Origin of the sequence: Sphingobacterium alkalisoli (genome assembly GCF_005049105.1) — a bacterium.
GTDB lineage: Bacteria > Bacteroidota > Bacteroidia > Sphingobacteriales > Sphingobacteriaceae > Sphingobacterium > Sphingobacterium alkalisoli.
In genome coordinates this window covers 146,442-165,558 of sequence record NZ_SUKA01000004.1, presented here as the reverse complement: position 1 = coordinate 165,558, position 19,117 = coordinate 146,442, and the positions used below count along the sequence as shown (strand labels likewise).

Sequence of the window (19,117 nt, the reverse complement as noted above, 5' to 3'; positions counted from 1 at the left end):
TTATTTATAGTTTAAGAAACAATTCTAGACTCCAATAACGAGGTTGTATGGGCGTAATCAGATCCTCATCCCAATTGTAGGGAATATAATGATAGCCTGCTTCGAGCCCAACGAATTTTCTGCCTTTTACGTGTCTCATTACCGATAGGCCTAGAAATGTATGGAAGGTATTCGCATTGTTGTATTGAATGCCGGAAGAACTATTTCCCTCCTCGTAGTAATCTCCATCGTAAAAGGTAGTTTCAGATAGTCCAGTGTTAATAAAACCAAATCCGGCTCCTACTTTTGGAAGAATAATCCAGGGTCCGTTGTCCAGGGCCTTGTATCCCGCCGTACCTCCAAAAAAGAAACTGGAAGAAGAGTTGATGTCTTTAACAACACCGTTGTCGTTAAATTCAAAATAGTTGTCATTTGTGTTTAACCTAAATTTAATGGCGAGTTCAAAGACGAATTGGTTTGCCAGGGGGGACATCACAGAAGCGCCAAAAGAGGGGGAGGTGGCAAACGTACTATTTTTACCCACCGTTCCAAAAGCACCGGCATATATAGCAAATCCGGTACGCTGTTTATTCGATTCCAATTCTTGGTAGACCTGTACTGCCGGCTGCCGCTTAGGTTGACGGTTGAGCTGCACATAGAATGCATCTATGTTGTCGGCAAATAATAAGCTAATCGCCTCCTCTCGCTCCGTAAGTGTATAACTTGGAGAATTCAATAAGGCGGTGGCTTTGAGTTTTATAAGCGAATCTACGGCATGGTTTAATGGGATAAAGTGAAACGACTCCTTGTCTTTCATATATATACTGGCGAAATTTTTTTCTGCCGCGTTGTCGTATCTGTATGTTAGTATTTCGTCGTAGTGGTTGTCGAGATAGGTGGCGAGTTCCCGCTCTGTATCTTCCTTTAGGATCAATCGTCTGATAAGTTTAAGGCGTGATGTAAATTCACTCTTTCCACATACACTTTCCAATGTGCTTATAATCGATTCAATCTTCGAAAAATCATTTTGTTCCAACAATGGTGTTAGCTTTTGTAGAGAAGCTGTGGTAATTTCTTCACAAGATGACTGCGCATATGAATAGTTGCAAAAGCTGGATAAGAGAATGAGAGCGAAAAGAACCTTGGCGATATGCAACATAATGTATTGATTTTGGCCTAAAGTAAATATAATTTTCAGGAAGTTCAACTTAAAAATTAACTAGATTTGTGGGAATGGGGTCTATATTTCGTTTCAAAAGGTTTGAGGTAGAACAGTCGGGCTGTGCAATGAAGATTAATACCGATGGTGTTTTGCTCGGTGCACTTGCGCAGCACCCTCATCCTGAACACATCTTAGACATTGGTACGGGTACAGGTGTTATTGCATTAATGTTAGCGCAGCGATTTGATACAGCGAGAATAGATGCCGTAGAGATTGATGCCCAAGCGGCAGAACGTGCACATTCTAATTTTTCTTGCTCATCATTTTCAGGAAGGTTGAATACGATACAAGGTTCCTTTGAGGCCATCGCAGCAAAAGGGAAATATGATCTGATTGTCAGTAATCCGCCCTTTTATGTCAATTCACTTCATAATACGAATGATCGTAAAAAGTTAGCCCGTCATACGGATCATACGTTTTTCCAAGCTATGGCTAGTTTCAGTGCCGGGGCCTTGAAGGAAAATGGCATCCTTCAGCTCATATTGCCCTGTGAATTGGCCATGGAGGTTGCGGATATGGCAAGGGCGGTCGGTCTTGTGCTCGTAGAAGAAGTAAGGGTTAAATCCTATTCCAATACCGAATATATACGTTCTATTATCTCGTTGACCAAAGGTATGCCCCATAAGTTGATTCGTACTACTCTTATTATCTATGACGATAAAGGTGTATATAGCCAATCCTACAGGGATTTATTGCGAGATTTCTTTTTAGCATTTTGAGATATGAGGGAACAATGTATAAATCAAGTTTTATGAACATTTAAAACCCCGCACAGAAATAGTACGAAGGTGGGTAAGGAACAAGGAGAATATATCAGATTATTAAATGAAAAAAATTGGTTTACTTTCGGATACGCACAGTTATTTAGACGAGGCTGTTTTTAATTATTTTGATTCGTGTGATGAGATATGGCATGCTGGCGATTTTGGATCTATTGAAATTGTAGATACACTGGCAGGTTTTAAACCTTTTCGGGGTGTATTCGGAAATATTGATGGAAAAGATGTGCAATTGACATGTCCGGAGCACCTGCGGTTCGATTGTGAAGAGGTAGATGTATGGATGACTCATATAGGAGGCTATCCCGGTAAATATGCGCCACGTATAAAATCTGAAATCGTGCGCAATCCTCCAAAGTTATTTATTTGCGGACACTCTCATATTCTTAAAGTACAGTATGATCCCAAGCTGCAACTATTACACCTCAATCCTGGAGCTGCGGGTAAGCAAGGGTGGCATCAGGTGCGGACATTGATGCGTTTCGATATAAATAGTAATAAGATAGAGAATCTGGAAGTTATCGAGTTATCAGGGAGGTGAAATTTATTATAGACTGTCCCTTACTTCTAAAAGGAATGATTTCAAGCGCTCTAGAGAATCAACAACACGCTGATTTTCTTTTGCTTCGTTTTTATTTGTTCGTAAAAACTCTCGTGCGCCCTGTAGGGTATAACCCTTTTCCTTTACCAAATTAAAAATAATCTTAAGGTTGGAGATGTCTTCCTGTGTAAAAAGACGGTTGCCTTTCTTATTTTTTTTAGGTTGGAGAATATCAAATTCGCGCTCATAAAAACGTATTTGGGAGGCGTTTACATCAAACATTTCAGTAACTTCACCCATAGTGTAATACAATTTGTTTATTTCGCGCTCTTTATATGGCATGCTTTTTTATATTAGTATAACAAATATACAATCTAAGTTTCAATTTAAAAAGTTGTGTAAAACTGCATAGGTTATTCGATACAATATAATTAATGAAAGGTATTATCATTGCAAGTAAATTTTGGACAGGTTTCTTTTCGCTGGGAAAGGCAAGTGCGATAACCATATTTCCATTTGTTTTCCTCAATCACAACGCCTTAAAAGACGATGAGATTTTAATGAATCATGAGCGAATTCACCTAGCACAGGCTATAGAGTTGTTGATTGTTCCCTTCTATGTATGGTATTTAATCGAATTTTCGTTCCGTTTTTTGAAACATAGACATTTTCGCCAAGCGTATCTAAATATTTCCTTCGAAAGAGAAGCTTATCAAAATGAAAGAAATAGGAAGTATTTAAAGAGAAGAAAAATATGGTCTTTTTGGTATTATTTGTAATCTTTTAATATAAAAATGCGCTTTATTAAAAGCGCATTTTTATATTTTATCCAACCAACTTTAAGAATGTCGCCACTTTTTGCTTAAGTTGTCTCCGGTCTACGATAAAGTCTAAGAAACCGTGTTCTTTAACAAATTCGGAGGTTTGAAAACCTTTAGGAAGGTCTTTCTTGATCGTTTCTTTAATAACCCGAGGTCCAGCAAAACCGATTAATGCTCCGGGCTCGGCAATGTTAATATCGCCCAGCATAGCATACGATGCGGTAACACCTCCGGTGGTAGGGTCTGTCAATAAACAGATATAAGGCAGTTTCGCTTGGCTCAATAAGGCCAATTTTGCGGATGTTTTTGCCATTTGCATTAAAGAGAATGCAGCTTCCATCATACGGGCTCCTCCAGACTTGGAGATTAACATGAATGGGATTTTATGTTCAATACAGTAGTCGATTGAACGAGCTATTTTTTCACCTACGACTGATCCCATAGATCCACCAATAAAGGTGAAATCCATGCAGGCAATCACTAAATCTTGACCTTCCATTTTACCATGTGCGCAACGTATAGCGTCTTTTAGTCCTGTTTTTGCCTGGCTTTCCACTAACCTGTCTTTGTAAGACTTCGTGTCTTCAAAATTTAAAGGATCACCTGCTGTTAAGTTAGCGAACAACTCTGTAAAGTAATTGTTGTCAAATAAAATGGAGAAATAGGCTGCAGAACCAATACGGATATGGTAATCGCAATAGTGGCATACGTAATTATTCTCGATCTGCTCCAAGTTTAGAAGTGGTTTTTTACATGCGGGACATTTATTCCACATGCCATCCGGCGCTTCTTTTTTATTTTCTGTCGCAGTATTAATTCCTGCTTTATTTCTTTTAAACCAACTCATATGTTCGTGTTCATTCGATCTACAAATAAACGAAAAATATCCTAGTTAAGTCAAACCTAGAAAGTAAAAAGTCAAACTTAAGTAAATTTGCGTTTAGTGAGATCCGGATTAGGCAAAGCTTTAAAGCAGAAAGATGATTTTAAAGAAGGATTAATTTAGACAGTTTGTTGCTCGCTAATTCCAAATTGTGTTAGAAACCATTAATATCCATATTTTATTTCTTTGCCCTCATCGGCGGGCGGTTCTCCTTCTTTTGCTTGGCCAAAAGAAGCAAAACCCAAGACTTGGTCAATGTTACGCTAAAAGCTTTTGGATTTACTAAACAGCTCCAAGACGTTTCACTTCGGGGATCTGTTCTTAACGCAAATCCAAAAGCTTTCTTAACGCTACATCGACCTAGGTCGGCCTTTTAAATCCTGCTGAAGTATACAGTAATATTTGAGAGTAAAGCACTATCCTTCCATGCCCGACAAATGTCGCCTTGGGGGGTCGCCAACAGCAGGAATGGTGATCCGTTCTGGCGAGCCGACACAGCGACGACTTTTGCTTCTTTTGGGAGAAAAGAAGAAAGCCTTGCCACGGCGAGTGGCGGAAAGACGGTGAAATGGGAAATTTTAAAATTGTATAAAAAATAGGTTCGTTTTTATTACCCCTACTTTAATACGCCGCAATTTAAGCAGAGTTACACCCAAGTTTACTGCAGGTAATAACGGATCTGAACGGATTTTATCGGACTTAAATGGAGAATTGGAAATTTTGAAACTAGAATTGTGAAGGCAAATAATAATAGGTAAAGAGAGGACTAATTCAATAGAAATAAAAAATGGGCAAGCTCCCTTTATCGCACCGCTCAACCAAATACCCTTGCTTTGTTCCCAACCTGGGGGAGTCAATGGGAGCTGGTCGTAAAGGACTTACCCACCACAAAAGTAGCAAAATTTTTAGTTTCTGAAAACAATTTTGCTACTTATCTCTTAGTGGGTTGATAGTCAGTTTGGAAAAATTATATTTTATCGGAATCGTATTGCTTTATTAAGGGGGCTATATTAATTTATAGACTTTCCCGGGTAATGATAAGAGATGGTTATTTATTTCCATTTCTAATAATATGATGGCTAGCTTGCTTTGTGGCCAATCTAGATGTAATGCAATTGCATCGATCGTTGCCTGTTCGTGTTCTTTTAAAAAATTATAGACTTTCTGTTCGTCTTTGGACAGATTTGACGGTAAGATAGTGAGCTGTTTTGCTTGCATTACGGTTTCGGTTCGCTCCCAATTCATCAAGTAGCAGAGGTCATCTGCATGTCGAATAAGGTGTGCGCGATTGGTTTTAATTAGGTAATTGCAACCGGCCGAGTATTCTTGATCTATTCGTCCCGGAAAGGCGCAGACATCCCTATTGTACGTATTTGCAATTTCCGCAGTGATTAATGCGCCTCCTTTTATAGCCGCCTCTATGACGATTGTGACATCGGATAATCCAGCTATAATGCGATTACGCATCGGAAAATTTTGTCTATCAGGATTGGTTCCTGATGGAAATTCAGTCAGTAACCCACCATGCTGAATCATTCGGGAGGCAATGTCGCGATGAGCTGCAGGATAGATCCTGTCCAAGCCGTGACCTAATATTCCTATTGTGGACAAATCATTTTTTACCGCGAGGCGATGGGCATGCACATCGATTCCGTAAGCGAGTCCGCTAATCACTTGTACATCTAAATCTTTTAAATCCTGCACTAATTCTTCACAGATACGGTTTCCGTAGCTGGTCGCATTCCGTGTGCCCACAATACTGACTGCTTTTTGCGGATTCAAGCTTCCTTCGCCTTTGTAGTATAAAAGTATCGGGGCATCTTCGCAATGCTTTAAGCGTTGAGGATAATTGTCGTCTTCTATCCATAGAACTTGAATATTGTGCTTTTCTACGAAGTTAAGCTCCTCCTCTGCTTCTTTTAGGGAGGTTTTTGAGAGAATGGAATCCACTGAAGCGGGACCAATACCAGGAATGGATAAGAGTTGCTTTTTCGAACTTGAAAAAACGGACTCCGCACTTTCACAGTACGCAAGCAGCAACCGGCTCAACTTAGGGCCGATGCCTTTTATTTTTGTTAGGGCTATCTTTTCTATATTGTTCATAAGAGGTAGGATACAATATAGGAATATCTATTGTCTTCTTCTAAGTATTTGTAAAAAAAATAGCGTTAGAAATACTAACTTTGTTAAAAATACTGGGGATATGGAGTTACAGGAGCCTTTTGATATTGAAATAGAAAATATAGTATATTCAATTTTTCCGGATGAGGAGGATGCTTACACTATTTTTAAAGACGGAAAAGAATACATCCAGATTATTAAGGACACTGAGTCAAGCTGGCTTAAATTAAGCCCTGAAACGGGATTGCCCTTATTTGGTATGGACGAGGAAGTAAATGCAATCGGACAAGAAATTCAACGCGTAATAGGCTAGCGGAGCAAAGTTACATCGGCACGTACACCAAGTATTTTGTGTCAAAAAAATCGTCTTCGAAATAGCTCGATAGGGGGTGAAGTTCTGCCTTTAATCGAGATTCCTTGATTTCTTCTTTCAAGTCGCCTCCCTTTAGGTACAAAATACCATTGGGAATTGCATTTTTGTCTTTTTTCTCAAATTTGTTTCTGATCCAAGGTGTAAAGTCGGCCAGACGGGTAACTGCTCGGGACACAACGAAATCATATTTATAATCCAGTTGTTCGGCGCGGATATGATCGGCTTCGACATTCTGTAGGCCAATAGCTTCGGCCACTTCCCGTACTACTTTTATTTTTTTTCCGATAGAATCTACTAAATGAAAATGGACATGAGGAAATAGGATCGCTAATGGAATCCCTGGAAATCCTCCTCCTGTACCGACATCCAGAATTCGGGTACCGGTAGTAAGTTCCGTGACAAACTTGGCAATCCCTAGAGAATGCAGAACGTGCTTTAAATATAGACTTTCGATATCCTTACGAGAAATGACATTTATCTGGTCATTCCAAAACGGATATACCTCTTCCAATTTAGCAAACTGTTCTTTTTGCGTAGGGGTTAATTTGGGGAAGTACTTATAAATGATGTCGACTGTAGGGTTCATACACGTTATTAAATTAATGCACACAAAATTTTGTAGCGCTATTTCCAGGATTTTTGTTTTTTATTGCGGTTAAAAATACCATTGAAACAGATGTAAAAATAAAAAAATAAGTCTAAAATAGGCAACCAGAGTAAAAGGTCTTTCACCGCCAATTTGGAATAAATAGGTTTAAATATAACAAACTGTAAAAGTAGGCGAAGGAGGTACGCCCCGACTACGAAGTACCACCTTGATGGATAGGCGGTCAGGCACACGATTAGCATGAGATAAAATGCAATAGCCGTGAACAATTGTGTGCCGAGCATATATTGATGCTTTTTCTTATAGGCAATAGAAGCGCCTGCATGTCGTGCTTTCTGTTTATAATAGCTTTTCCACGTGTCTTTGGCTAAAGAATATACATGAGCATCTGGGTGTATGGCGATATTTACATTTGCTGCGGTCGCATTGTGGTTAACAAAAAGATCATCATCACCCGATTTTATATGCATATGTGCATTAAAACCCTTGCCTTTGAAAAATAAGGATTTGGTGTAAGCCAGATTTCGACCTACCCCCATGTACGTATTTTTTTTCAGGGCATAAGAAAGATAGCTCATCGCAGTGTGCGTGGTCTCAAAGCGGATCAATTTATTCAAAAAACCTTTGTTCTTGAAATAGGGAGAATAACCTAATATGAGTTCTTTCCCTTCAGTAAATGCTCCCGCCATTTCACTAAGCCAATGTGTGCCTTGCGGTTGGCAATCAGCATCAGTTAACAACAGGTGTTCGTATTGGGCAGCCTTGATGCCCATTGTCAACGCAAACTTCTTGCTATGCTTAAGACGTACGTGTTCTTTAATATCAACAATCTTGAGGTGGCGGTATTTGGTTTGGAAATCTTGCAATATCCACTTGGTTTCATCATCGGAGTAGTCGTTTACGACGATGACTTCAAAGTTAAGGTAATCTTGCTGTAATATGGTCGGCAAGAAGCTCTTTAGGTTTTCTTGCTCGTTGCGTGCACAAATAATGACTGAAACAGAAGGACTAGTCTGAGTTCCACGGATGGATTCTACCTTATAACGCGCCAAACGGGTATAAACAAATAATAAATAATAAAGCTGGAAAACCAGGAATAGCCCTAGCCCTCCATAAAGAATGTAGGGAAGATTTAGTAAAATATTTGTTCTATAGTCCATAAGAAAGGTCAAAGATAAGGGGTTCTTTCAAGATATTCGTCGGATAGCGTTAAGATTTGCTAATTAAATGTTTCAGATGTCGTCGGGTCGGAATTTTATAGTATTTTTGCGCTTGATTTATTATTGAGTATGATTTTTACGCTTCAAGCACAAGATAAACTTTCTCAAGCACGCGCGGGGGTGATGGAGACAGCTCATGGAAAGATAGAAACCCCTATATTTATGCCTGTAGGTACTGCAGGTACAGTAAAAGCGGTACATCAACATGAGTTGGTCAATGACATTCAGGCACAGATTATTTTAGGAAATACGTATCATTTGTATCTGCGTCCGGGACTGGATGTGCTGAATAAAGCTGGCGGTTTGCATAAATTTAATGGATGGGACAAACCCATTCTGACCGATTCAGGGGGGTATCAGGTTTATTCGTTGACAGAGGTACGGAAGATAAAAGAAGAAGGGGTCACTTTTCGTTCACATATCGACGGTTCAAAACATCTGTTTACACCGGAAAATGTGATGGATACGCAACGTGTCATCGGTGCAGATATTATTATGGCTTTTGACGAATGTACGCCGTATCCCTGTGATTACAATTATGCACGTCGTTCACTTGATATGACGCATCGTTGGTTAAAGCGTTGTTGCGACCGCTTTGATTGTACTGATCCGTTATACGGATATGATCAAACCCTGTTCCCTATTGTGCAAGGATCAGTTTACAAGGATCTACGTGAAAAATCTGCCGAGGTTATTGCTTCTTTCGAGCGAGAAGGAAATGCAATAGGTGGTCTTTCTGTAGGTGAACCTGCGGAGGAGATGTATGCCATGACAGAGGTCGTTACTAAAATTCTGCCTTATGAAAAACCTCGTTATTTGATGGGAGTGGGCACACCAATTAATATATTGGAAAATATTGCATTAGGTATCGATATGTTTGATTGTGTTATGCCTACACGTAACGCCCGTAATGGCATGCTTTTTACACGTAATGGTATTATTAATATCAAAAACGAAAAGTGGAAGGACGATTTTTCAGCGATAGAAGCAGAGAGTGACCTGATGATGGATCAAGTGTATTCTAAAGCTTATCTTAGACACTTAATTCGGTCACAGGAAATCTTGGGAGCGCAGATTGCGTCTCTACATAACTTGCATTTTTACCTTTGGTTGGTAAAGCAAGCTCGGGAAAAGATTCTGGAGGGTACTTTTTACGATTGGAAAGAAAAAATGGTAAAGGTGTTAGGACAAAGGCTATAGCGGGACTGCCCCCGTACATGTGCACGTCTGCGAATTTGTAATAAATTTATACGTTTGACTTTGTAAGATGAATATCATTGATCGCTACATCATAAAAAAATATTTAACTACTTTCTTGTTTACGGTAGGGATCTTTATCGTCGTTATCGTTGTATTCGATGTGTCCGAAAAGTTAGATGATTTTTTGAAGAATAAAGCATCGATGTCTCAGGTGTTTCTTCAATATTATGCAATGGGAAGCGTGCCATTCTTTCTGAATATGCTTACACCGCTAATCAATTTCATTGCCGTTATCTTCTTTACTTCCAAAATGGCGGATCAAACGGAAATTGTACCCATCTTAAGTGGCGGCATGAGCTTCAATCGCTTTTTGAGACCGTTTATGATCGCTGCTACTATCGTATTCGCATTTACATTAGTCTCAAATCTTTATATACTTCCGTACACGAATAAGCTAAAGGTGAAATTTGAGAATGTATACGTGCATCCGCATAAAGTCAACTCTTCGAAGCAATCCACCCATATGCAGATCGACTCCAATACGTATGTCTACATTGATAATTTCGATACAAAACGTGCTGTAGGTTATAACTTTGTGATGGAGAAGTTTGACGGAAATGAGCTGACCGAAAAGCTGATGGCCGATCGGGTTACCTGGGATTCTATTTCGAATAAATGGCGTGTAGAAAATTACACAAATCGCATTATAAATGGATTGAACGAGGAAATGCTGAAGGGGGAAAGCCGAGATACTACCCTTGACATGAAGCCGCGGGATTTTGAAGTATACGAAAATATCTTCACGGCCATGGATACAAAAGAACTTGAGGAGCGCATACGTAAGGAGGAAATTCGGGGTACAGGGATGATGAACGATCTTTTACTGGAAAAGTACAAGCGTTGGATCAACCCTTTTTCTGCATTTATTTTGACGCTAATGGGTGTTTCGCTCTCCTCCAAAAAGGTAAGGGGAGGGATTGGCCTAAGTCTTGGGATAGGTATAGGACTCAGTTTTGCGTACCTTGTGTTTAATCAGTTTTCTACCATGTTCGCCTTGAAGGGAGGGCTGCCACCTCTTTTAGCAGTACTTATTCCGAATATTACATTCTTGATACTGGGGCTTATCTTGTTGGTTAAGGCACCGAAATAAATTTAATATGTTATTGTCTGCACGCAATCGTAATTTGCTCGTCCTGCATTTTACGGTTCTTATTTGGGGGTTTACAGGTGTTTTGGGTGGATTGATTTCAGTCTCGGCTTTGCATCTGGTGTGGTATCGTGTGCTATTGGCAGCGGTCGCCTTATTCGTATATTTTCGGATAAAGAAGAAATCCGTCCTAGTGGCGCAGCGGGATATTTTTAAATTTATGGGCGTAGGGGTTATTGTGGGCCTGCATTGGGTATTGTTTTTTCATTCTATCAAAATCTCTACCGTTTCGGTTACCTTGGTTACGCTGTCTTCCGTTACGTTATTCACAGCCATTCTTGAGCCTATTATCAATAAATCTAAGATTTCTATTGCCGATGTGCTGATCGGTTTGGTCATCATCTTTGGGATTTACCTAATCTTTAAATTTGAATTTCAATACCTCTGGGGTATTATTTACGGCTTGATCTGTGCTTTCTGTGCAAGCATATTTTCCATTCTCAATGCGCGCATGGTTAAGCGATCGAGTCCTACTATTATTACCTTCTACGAGATGATTGGAGCCTTCTTAGGCGTTTCCGTTATCATGCTTTTCAAAGGGGAGTTTACATCTGAAATGATACTTTCCGATCCCGATTGGATATACCTGATCGTATTGGGGGTCGTATGCACCGCAGTAGCTTATGTGTTGGGGGTGGCGGTAATGAAAGAATTGAGTGCCTTTACGGTAGCACTTACGACAAATATGGAACCGGTGTATGGAATAATCCTAGCGGTACTGATTTTTGGAAAAGAGGAAGAAATGAGTACTGGCTTCTATCTTGGAGCAATAGTTGTGCTAGGCGCCGTCTTTATTTATCCCTATATCAAAACAAAAATAGAAAACAGGCAGAAGCAGCTTGTTAACCGGAAGCTTCATTAAAATCAAGGTTTAGGATTATATTTTGTAGCAATCGTATAAGTTTATGGGGGTGCTATAGGAAGGATTAATTTAGACATTTTGTCGCTAGGGCCGCGACATGGCCTAAACTTTTTCTTGATAAAAAGTTTAACAAAAATCAAGGCTATACCGTACTTGTCGTTCCGGCGACGCGATGATGCAATGCGCAGCTCTTAGGCCTCCGGCGCTCTGCCCGCAAGCAAAGGCTGGGATCTGCTTGGAGAAGTGCTTATTGAACGTTTCTGCAAGACATCATCTGCTGCCTACACGTCCAAATCCGCTTAGGCGGTCCTTTTTGAATCTGCCGAACACTTAGCTTTCATAACAGAAATGCACAGTCCTTACATGTACGACAAATGTCGCCTTAGCAATTTGCCGATAGCAGGAGGATGCATGAACCACTGTGGCAAATGGGTACAGCGACGATTTTTGCTTCTTTTTAGGAAAAAGAAGTCGCCTTGCGCCGGCGAAAGAGGCGCATAAAAATGATTAAGAAAAACCTTCATAAAATTTAACGCCACCTATCTAATCCAAATGAAGTGAAGCCACCGAAGGTAAAACTTGCTTTATCCGTTATTCTGTCTCTTTCTCCGTATCTGCAATATTATCTTCCTTGGCTCCTTTGGCAGAATCCGCCTTCTCAGGATCTGATTCCAATCTATGAGTTTTTTTATTATACATCCCCTCTAGTTCGTCTATGATAGTACCTTTCCAAAGCGGTGTATTTGAAAAATAAGAAGCGCGTCCTATCATGTGGGCCGCAATGGGGGAAGTGATAAAAAGGAAAAAGATGATCGCGATCGCTTTTGTCGTAACCGATATGTCCGGGAAAAGGATGGCTGCACAAAGTAATAATAACCCAACACCTAGGGTCGAGGCTTTTACCGTTACCGACAGGCGGAGGTAAAAGTCGGGCATCCGTAAGATACCCAACGCGGCGAAGAATATCGATAGTGCGCCGATTGTACTAATTATAGCTATAATAATATCACTCATCATTTCTTTTTTCAATATAATAAGAAAACGCAACCGTGCCCAGGAATGCAATTAGCGCCAATATAATTGCAACATCCAATAATACTTTCTGGTTTGATCGAATAGTAAAAACAGTAATAATACCGATACCTATTGTAATGATCAGATCCAGCGCCACCACTCTATCTACAACGTGTGGTCCTTTTAACAGGCGGAAAAAGACCAAAATAATAGATAGGGTCAGCAATGGTAGTATAAAGTAATCAAAATAAATTTCTAATGTCATCGCAAAATTTCTAATAATCTTCTTTCTAAACCCGTTTTTGTCTGTTTAACGAATGTTTCTGCATCTTCCAGGTACATTACATGGATGTACATCGTCGTTTTATCTTCACTGATATCCAAAATTAAGGTTCCTGGTGTCAGTGATATCATGGTGGAAAGCAGGTTGATTTCAAATTCCGTTTTCGCATTCAATGGATACCGGACGACACCTGGCTTCATGAAGTATTTTGGGGTCATCACATCGTATGCAACTTGTAAGTTCGCTTTTATAATTAGGTATAAAAAATAGACGACGAAACTAAGAATCTTAGGTACACGATAGAAATAGCGCTGATCGATATCGTTACGGTTCATGATCCATAACACGAAAAAGCCAAGTAAAAAGCCAAAGACAAAATTTGTATAATACATGGAACCGGTCAATGCTACCCAAATAAAAGAGAGCAAAAGGTTCATCAAAAACTGTTTTATCATATCCTTAATTTTGTTTTCCTAAAACTGCGTCCACATAAGGTCGCGTATCTATTAGCTGATCTGATATCTTATCGACCAATTGTACAATCGTTTCTGCATTGAGCCCGATATATAATGTCACGGCTGCCAGTATTCCTACAGGTAGGATCAACAATATTTTGCGGATCAACGGCAGCGGTTCAAATTTATTTTCTACTTCTACATCTTTCGGAACGTCTTTCCAGAATACTTCAGACCACATTTTGGCGATGACGTATAGTGTTACAAAACTCCCAACCATGAGTGCGGCTACAAAAAAATATTGTTGTTGTGTAAACGCTTCTTGAAACAGGTATATTTTTGGCCAAAAGCCTGATAGCGGAGGAATACCGACCAATGAGAAGAGTACCAATGCAATGAGCAAGGAAATTTTTGGGTACTCTGCGTATAGCCCGCCGAGGCTTTTCATGTCCATCGTTCCGCGTAACTGTCTGATGACGCCGGCTATTAGAAACATATTTGTTTTTACCACAATGTCGTGTATAAGGTAGAAGATAGTCCCCATTAACGCAATTTTGGTAAACATCGCAATCCCGCCGATCATGAATCCGATATGGCAGACGATGAGGTATGAAAACAATCTCCGTATGTTGGTTTTTATTAAGGCACCCATTGCTCCTGTGATAACGGTAAATACGGCCATACCCATCAACAGGTTTTGCGTAAATACATCGAATGCAAATAGCAGGCTGAATACCCGGATAATGGCGTAGATACCTACTTTTGTCAAGAGACCACCAAAGGTCGCCGCTACGGCAGAGGGTGGGGTATGATAGGATGAGGGAAGCCAGTAATACAAAGGGAAAACTGCTGATTTTATCCCAAAACCAATCAAGAAGAAGCAGGCCGTAATACCAACTAGGTATTGGTTTTGTACTTGGGTTATTTTTACAGATAAATCGGCCATATTCAAGGTCCCGGTGATGCCATAGAGTATTCCGATTCCGGTAAGGAAAAACGTAGAGGCCAGAATATTCATGGCCATGTATTTTACCGCTCCTTCTAGCTGCGCTTTTCGGCCACCCAATGTCATGAGTACAAAGGATGAAATGATGATGACCTCAAACCAAACGTATAAGTTGAATATGTCTCCGGTTAAAAAGGCACCATTCAATCCCATTAACAGAAAGTGGAAAATAGGGAAATAACCATATAGCATCCGCTGTCTATTTAACCCTGTCGATGAAAATATGGACACGGCGAATCCTGCTATTGAGGTCAATAATACCAGCGTCACGCTGAGTAGATCGGCTACGAATACAATGCCAAATGGTGCTTCCCAATTTGAGGCATTCATGGTCAGAATGCCATTTTCGTGTACTTTATCAAAAAGCCGGATAGCGAGTAGTAGTCCCAACAAACTGCCACCTACACTGATAAAGCGTTGGCTAACAGTCTTCCGCCAGGCAATAAGTTGTAGCAATGCCGAAAACAGATGGATAAAAACTGGGGCTAAAATGTGATTGTCTATCATATATCTTCCTCTTCGGGCGTATTTAAGTCATCTAAATCATCTGAATTTACAAGAGCGTAAACTCGTTTCAACAATACAATAGCAAAGGCGGTCAAACCAAAACTGATCACAATTGCCGTTAAAATTAAAGCTTGCGGAATGGGATCTGCAAAAGCATCCTGAAATATTTTAGCATTTTCATCGATAACTGGGGGTTTACCTTTCGTAATGCCTCCAAGCAAGAAAATCAAAATATTGGTACCGCTTCCCAAAAGCATAATACCCAACAGTAATTTTACCATACTTCGGCGAAGTATCATATACACACCGGCAGCATAAAGCAGGCCTAAAAGAATTATTAATAGCAACTCCATTAGTCTTTTTCGGTTAGATTGTTTAAGGAAATAGTAAACAAAATAGTTAATATTACGCCGATAACGACTAGATATACGCCTAAGTCAAAAAATAGAGACGATCCAATCATGCCGATTACGGGTATGGGCTCTTCAAACCAAAGACCGGTCATTGGTGGAAGTCCAAAAAGCATTGGAGCAGTCATACTCACGGTGGACACACCTAAACCGATGGGGATCAAAGACAGAGGCTTTCTTCTTAGTATTTTCATCGTCGCTTCTGTTCCATTGGCGAAACTATGTAAAACGAATGCAATCGAGGCCACCAGACCACCTACAAATCCACCTCCAGGGTAGTAGTGTCCGCGTAGCAATAGAAAAAATGAGAAAAGTAACAGAATAGGAAGTAAGTACTTCGTAGCTGATTGTAGTATAGGACTTCGCATATTATTCTTTTTCTGTTGATTTTAACCGTAACCTTATTAAACTGTATACGCCCAGCGCTGCAATACTCAACACCACTGTCTCAAACATGGTATCGATACCTCTAAAGTCGACAAGTATCACATTTACGACATTTTTACCTTTGGCTAAGATGTAGGCATTTTCGCCATAAAAATTAGCAATCTCTTCTGAAATAGGTTCCGACCATACCCGCAAGGCGATTAGTGATATGATGACTCCAAAACTCAACGCGATTATCCCGTCTCTGTACAGGATCGCTTTTCCGGTATGATTGATAAAACTCGGTAGCTTATACAAAACCAATACAAATAAAACCGTACTCAAGGTGTCGATAGTAAACTGTGTCATTGCCAAATCAGGAGCACTATAGAACACGAATATCAAACAGATACAGTATCCAATCACACTCATCGCAACGACCGATGTCAATCGGGAAGGGGTTGTTACGACGATGTATAAGGCACCTATCAAAATGACGATCACACCTATCTCATAAAACGAAGGTGTCGTGATTTTTTCAAGATCAAGGGTTATTGGCCCGCTAATCCATAACTTGTATGCTAAGAGCAGCTCTGCAAATAGTATAATTTTAAGATGATACGATCTTAGGTAGCCATTATGGAAGAGGTTGGTGTACCATTTTGAGAACCGCATGATATCATGGGCATAGCGCGTAAAGATACGTTGCGGCGCGATAGCATTTAGTCTTTCAATCGCTTGTAATTTTAATGCGCTTGGTTTATTGACAAAATATACAATAATTCCGGCCAGCAACGTCGCTATACTCAATATAAATACAAGATTGAATTCATGCCATATTTTGAGCTGCATATCAGATGGACTTCCCAATACAGCATCTGCGGTTGCGTGATTAATGAATTGACCAACTGCACCTGGGAGTAAACCAAAGACTAAACCGAGGATACCTAATACCAATGGAGGTATCCACATGGATTTATAGGGAAGGTGTATGTTGGCGAATTTCTCGGGCAGGGCCCCAGTAAATGGTTTTAATCCGGCCATAAATCCAGCCGCCACCAATCCAATATTTGTGAGGACTGCAATTCCTGTCAATATCCATCCGAGCGGTTGATATTCGGTATGTAAGGTAGCTTCGTATATCAAGTCCTTGCCAATAAATCCGTAGGTAAGCGGAAGACCGGCACTTGATAAAGCAGCTAAAATGCCCGCTATTGAAAGGGGCCAGAGGACTTTTCGTAAACCGCCTAGTGCGGTGATATCGCGCGTGCCCGTTTCATGGTCAATGATGCCGGCCACGAGAAATAAAGTAGCCTTGTATAGTGCATGCACCAAGATGAAAACACTCGCTGCGATAATAGCTTCTCGTGTCCCTGCTCCAATGAGGAAAGTCAAAATCCCCAAAGCAGAAATGGTGGAATAGGCTAAAATTCCTTTTAAATCAATTCGAAATAAGGAATGGATAGACGCAAATAGCATGGTAAATCCACCCACAGCCATAAGGGTATAATTCCAATAATCGGTTCCCCCTAATATTGGAGAAAACCGCGCCAACAAATAAATCCCAGCTTTGACCATCGTAGCGGAGTGCAGATAGGCAGATACGGGCGTAGGTGCTTTCATTGCTCCTGGTAACCAAAAATGAAAAGGAAATTGTGCTGATTTTGTGAATGCACCCATAAATAGGAATCCCAATATCAAAGGGTAAAGTTCATTATTGAGGATGAGCTCGCGAGCATCAATTAGTTCGGAGATGGTATACGTGCCCGCAATATTCCCTAGTAGTATCAAGCCTGCCAAAAGGAAAAAGCCGCCTAATCCAGTTACACTAAGCGCAGTCAAGGCACTTTTTCGGGAATCTGCATTGTCGTTGTTGAATCCGATCAAGAAGAAGGAGCTGATACTTGTTAGTTCCCAGAACACAAATAACAAAAGAATATTATCCGATAGTACTACACCCAACATGGCTGACATGAAGAGGCATAAATAGCCGAAGAAGCGATCAAAAAAAATGTAACCTTTTAAATAGGTTCTAGCATAAAAAAATATTGCTGTACCGATTCCTGTAATTAGGAGTGCGAAAAGTAAAGATAACCCATCCAGCCTGAAATCAAAATCTACACCCAATGAAGGAATCCAATGTATATGCTGCAAAAAGCTAGATCCGGCAGATATAGCAGGAACATAGCTCATAAAATACAAGAATAACGATGCAGGCAATAGGGTAAGGAGAAAACTCCATTTAGTCGTTAATAACTTGCCAAATGGAATAATTAAAAGCGATATGATTAATCCGGATAATACAGCTAATAGCATCTATTTTTTATTATGGATTTACAGAAAGCCTTAAAAATACAAAAAAAAGTGGTTTTTTCTGAAAAAAGTATCATGTAAATTTTAGATGATTGACTGTGGGGTTGAACCGGGGGTGTGTTTACTAAGTGCGTTTGTGTATGGACTTTTTTTTCTTTTTTTGGTAGAAAAATGAGGTAAAGTGGATTTTGACGGTGAAATTGGTGTGCTTTCTTAAAAAAAAAGTGATCTAGATTAAAGGGAGGGAGAAAAAATAAGTTTTTTTTGTGAGAAGACGGTTTTTTTGAAATATTATAATGTTATTTTAGTATTAAGTTTGTATATTGCTCTTACATTTATAGGGTAGTGTCGATCTATTCCTAGATTATCTTCTCCAAGGTTATTAATTGTAGTGTTATGAATGATATCGCGGCTGGTTTATTTAAAAGATATTATAAGGGGCTTTGTTATTTTGCATGGAAGCTAGTGGGCGATTCTGAATTGGCTGAAGATCTAGTACAGGATGCCTTTATTGTTTATTTGCAGCGAAAGGACGATATATCTGATGATGAAAATTCCATTCGGTCCTTTTTATATACCGCTGTGAAGTTTGCAGCTTTCAATATAAGCCGTAAGAATAAAGTAGTAGCGAAATATTGGACTAAGGTCGATTTTCGAGAAATGGATGAGATCGATTTAGAGCATACTATTATCCAATCGGAATTCTATTCAAGAGTGAATCAAATTATAGCCACTTTACCTCCTTCTTGTCAAGAAATATGTAAAATGGGATATATTGAAGGATATTCTAATGAAGAAATTTCGGAAATACTAAAGCTTAGTGTGAATACAGTCAAAACGCAAAAGCGGAGAGGCATTACCGTATTAAGATCGTTTATGAAGCCAGAATTGATGGCTTTTTTTCTAGCTTTTACAGATATTTAAAAAAATATCCTTTTTTGTCACCCC

The 19,117-nt window shown here is 39.8% G+C and carries 22 protein-coding genes and 1 other RNA gene; 9 read left to right on the top strand and 14 right to left on the bottom strand.

Features of this window, described 5'->3' with window-relative positions; genetic code table 11:
* Window positions 1-4: 4 nt before the first annotated feature.
* Window positions 5-1,138: a hypothetical protein gene (locus FAZ19_RS13935; protein WP_136821363.1), complete on the bottom strand. Its 1,134-nt coding sequence runs from the start codon at window positions 1,136-1,138 to the stop codon at window positions 5-7.
* Window positions 1,139-1,212: 74 nt separating this feature from the next.
* On the opposite strand from FAZ19_RS13935, the gene FAZ19_RS13930 reads away from it, so the two are divergent.
* Both FAZ19_RS13930 and FAZ19_RS13925 read left to right on the top strand, forming a co-directional pair.
* On the top strand, window positions 1,213-1,920 hold the full coding sequence (locus FAZ19_RS13930; protein WP_136821362.1) for a tRNA1(Val) (adenine(37)-N6)-methyltransferase: 708 nt from the start codon (window positions 1,213-1,215) through the stop codon (window positions 1,918-1,920).
* 106 nt (window positions 1,921-2,026) lie between these two features.
* Window positions 2,027-2,521: a metallophosphoesterase family protein gene (locus FAZ19_RS13925; protein WP_136821361.1), complete on the top strand. Its 495-nt coding sequence runs from the start codon at window positions 2,027-2,029 to the stop codon at window positions 2,519-2,521.
* 6 nt (window positions 2,522-2,527) lie between these two features.
* Here FAZ19_RS13925 and FAZ19_RS13920 read toward each other — a convergent pair whose 3' ends face one another.
* On the bottom strand, window positions 2,528-2,863 hold the full coding sequence (locus FAZ19_RS13920) for a MerR family transcriptional regulator (RefSeq protein WP_136821360.1): 336 nt from the start codon (window positions 2,861-2,863) through the stop codon (window positions 2,528-2,530).
* A gap of 92 nt (window positions 2,864-2,955) precedes the next feature.
* Here FAZ19_RS13920 and FAZ19_RS13915 point away from each other — a divergent pair, with 92 nt between their 5' ends.
* A complete protein-coding gene (locus FAZ19_RS13915; protein WP_136821359.1) occupies window positions 2,956-3,300 on the top strand; it encodes a hypothetical protein in 345 nt (114 codons plus the stop codon).
* 46 nt (window positions 3,301-3,346) lie between these two features.
* Here the strand turns inward: FAZ19_RS13915 and accD are convergent, their stop codons facing one another.
* Entirely contained in the window at window positions 3,347-4,189 is an 843-nt protein-coding gene (accD, locus tag FAZ19_RS13910) for an acetyl-CoA carboxylase, carboxyltransferase subunit beta (RefSeq protein WP_136821358.1), read from the bottom strand.
* 473 nt (window positions 4,190-4,662) lie between these two features.
* On the opposite strand from accD, the gene FAZ19_RS23890 reads away from it, so the two are divergent.
* Window positions 4,663-4,824: a hypothetical protein gene (locus FAZ19_RS23890; RefSeq protein ID WP_169305655.1), complete on the top strand. Its 162-nt coding sequence runs from the start codon at window positions 4,663-4,665 to the stop codon at window positions 4,822-4,824.
* A gap of 187 nt (window positions 4,825-5,011) precedes the next feature.
* On the opposite strand, the gene ffs is transcribed toward FAZ19_RS23890, so the two are convergent.
* Together ffs and dprA are read right to left on the bottom strand one after the other, a co-directional pair.
* Window positions 5,012-5,109: signal recognition particle sRNA small type (gene ffs, locus FAZ19_RS13905), an RNA gene on the bottom strand.
* Between the two features lie 121 nt (window positions 5,110-5,230).
* Complete coding sequence (dprA, locus tag FAZ19_RS13900) at window positions 5,231-6,328, bottom strand: DNA-processing protein DprA (protein WP_136821357.1); 1,098 nt, start codon at window positions 6,326-6,328, stop codon at window positions 5,231-5,233.
* 100 nt (window positions 6,329-6,428) lie between these two features.
* Here dprA and FAZ19_RS13895 point away from each other — a divergent pair, with 100 nt between their 5' ends.
* Window positions 6,429-6,659, top strand: a complete 231-nt coding sequence (locus FAZ19_RS13895) for a hypothetical protein (protein ID WP_136821356.1) — start codon at window positions 6,429-6,431, stop codon at window positions 6,657-6,659.
* A 10-nt stretch (window positions 6,660-6,669) separates the two neighbouring features.
* Here FAZ19_RS13895 and rsmG read toward each other — a convergent pair whose 3' ends face one another.
* On the bottom strand, window positions 6,670-7,305 hold the full coding sequence (gene rsmG / locus FAZ19_RS13890) for a 16S rRNA (guanine(527)-N(7))-methyltransferase RsmG (protein WP_136821355.1): 636 nt from the start codon (window positions 7,303-7,305) through the stop codon (window positions 6,670-6,672).
* Window positions 7,306-7,343: 38 nt separating this feature from the next.
* Complete coding sequence (locus FAZ19_RS13885) at window positions 7,344-8,486, bottom strand: glycosyltransferase (RefSeq protein ID WP_136821354.1); 1,143 nt, start codon at window positions 8,484-8,486, stop codon at window positions 7,344-7,346.
* 129 nt (window positions 8,487-8,615) lie between these two features.
* Here FAZ19_RS13885 and tgt point away from each other — a divergent pair, with 129 nt between their 5' ends.
* The 3 genes from tgt to FAZ19_RS13870 all read left to right on the top strand — a co-directional run bounded on the left by tgt (window position 8,616) and on the right by FAZ19_RS13870 (window position 11,815).
* Window positions 8,616-9,746, top strand: coding sequence for a tRNA guanosine(34) transglycosylase Tgt (gene tgt / locus FAZ19_RS13880; RefSeq protein ID WP_136821353.1), 1,131 nt, complete (start codon window positions 8,616-8,618; stop codon window positions 9,744-9,746).
* Between the two features lie 67 nt (window positions 9,747-9,813).
* On the top strand, window positions 9,814-10,896 hold the full coding sequence (locus tag FAZ19_RS13875; protein WP_136821352.1) for an LptF/LptG family permease: 1,083 nt from the start codon (window positions 9,814-9,816) through the stop codon (window positions 10,894-10,896).
* A 7-nt stretch (window positions 10,897-10,903) separates the two neighbouring features.
* Entirely contained in the window at window positions 10,904-11,815 is a 912-nt protein-coding gene (locus FAZ19_RS13870; RefSeq protein ID WP_136821351.1) for a DMT family transporter, read from the top strand.
* 591 nt (window positions 11,816-12,406) lie between these two features.
* Here the strand turns inward: FAZ19_RS13870 and mnhG are convergent.
* The 7 genes from mnhG to FAZ19_RS13835 are packed head-to-tail and all read right to left on the bottom strand — an operon-like array spanning window position 12,407 to window position 18,172.
* Complete coding sequence (gene mnhG, locus FAZ19_RS13865) at window positions 12,407-12,832, bottom strand: monovalent cation/H(+) antiporter subunit G (RefSeq protein ID WP_229707603.1); 426 nt, start codon at window positions 12,830-12,832, stop codon at window positions 12,407-12,409.
* Complete coding sequence (locus tag FAZ19_RS13860; RefSeq protein WP_136821350.1) at window positions 12,822-13,094, bottom strand: monovalent cation/H+ antiporter complex subunit F; 273 nt, start codon at window positions 13,092-13,094, stop codon at window positions 12,822-12,824. Before FAZ19_RS13860 ends, mnhG begins: the two co-directional genes overlap by 11 nt.
* Window positions 13,091-13,567, bottom strand: a complete 477-nt coding sequence (locus tag FAZ19_RS13855; RefSeq protein WP_136821349.1) for a Na+/H+ antiporter subunit E — start codon at window positions 13,565-13,567, stop codon at window positions 13,091-13,093. The genes FAZ19_RS13860 and FAZ19_RS13855 overlap by 4 nt, the downstream gene beginning before the upstream one ends.
* Before the next feature lie 4 nt (window positions 13,568-13,571).
* On the bottom strand, window positions 13,572-15,080 hold the full coding sequence (locus FAZ19_RS13850; protein WP_136821348.1) for a proton-conducting transporter transmembrane domain-containing protein: 1,509 nt from the start codon (window positions 15,078-15,080) through the stop codon (window positions 13,572-13,574).
* Window positions 15,077-15,433 carry a Na+/H+ antiporter subunit C gene (locus tag FAZ19_RS13845; RefSeq protein ID WP_136821347.1) on the bottom strand — a complete coding sequence of 119 codons (357 nt, stop codon included), beginning with the start codon at window positions 15,431-15,433 and terminating at the stop codon, window positions 15,077-15,079. The genes FAZ19_RS13850 and FAZ19_RS13845 overlap by 4 nt, the downstream gene beginning before the upstream one ends.
* Window positions 15,433-15,858: a Na+/H+ antiporter subunit B gene (locus FAZ19_RS13840; RefSeq protein ID WP_136821346.1), complete on the bottom strand. Its 426-nt coding sequence runs from the start codon at window positions 15,856-15,858 to the stop codon at window positions 15,433-15,435. Before FAZ19_RS13840 ends, FAZ19_RS13845 begins: the two co-directional genes overlap by 1 nt.
* Window position 15,859: 1 nt before the next feature.
* Window positions 15,860-18,172, bottom strand: a complete 2,313-nt coding sequence (locus tag FAZ19_RS13835) for a putative monovalent cation/H+ antiporter subunit A (RefSeq protein WP_136821345.1) — start codon at window positions 18,170-18,172, stop codon at window positions 15,860-15,862.
* Between the two features lie 393 nt (window positions 18,173-18,565).
* Between FAZ19_RS13835 and FAZ19_RS13830 the strand changes: the two genes are divergently transcribed.
* A complete protein-coding gene (locus FAZ19_RS13830) occupies window positions 18,566-19,093 on the top strand; it encodes an RNA polymerase sigma-70 factor (protein WP_136821344.1) in 528 nt (175 codons plus the stop codon).
* Window positions 19,094-19,117: the final 24 nt, after the last annotated feature.